Annotated in this window: 1 protein-coding gene; it reads right to left on the minus strand. The window is 51.7% G+C overall.

What is annotated here, in order from left to right; translation table 11 throughout:
- Window positions 1–209, minus strand: a 209-nt coding sequence (locus Q1B47_RS21975) for a VCBS domain-containing protein (protein WP_299798842.1), incomplete at both ends; no start/stop codon positions are given.

Below are 209 nucleotides of genomic sequence, written 5' to 3' on the forward strand. Positions count from 1 at the left end.
CTCAGTACGCCATTAATTGCAGCCACGGTTAAGGTGGCATCTTCATCGACCTCACCAAAGTCGGGTGTTAGTTCAGGTACATCATTGGTGCCTGTGATGGTAATGGTCAATGTTTCGGTTAGCGACTCAGTGCCATCGGTGGCGGTATAGGTAAAGGCTACCTGAGCGGTTTCACCTACGGCGAGGGCTTGTGAATCATCACCATCGGC

The organism is uncultured Shewanella sp. (assembly GCF_947501225.1).
Lineage (GTDB): Bacteria > Pseudomonadota > Gammaproteobacteria > Enterobacterales > Shewanellaceae > Shewanella.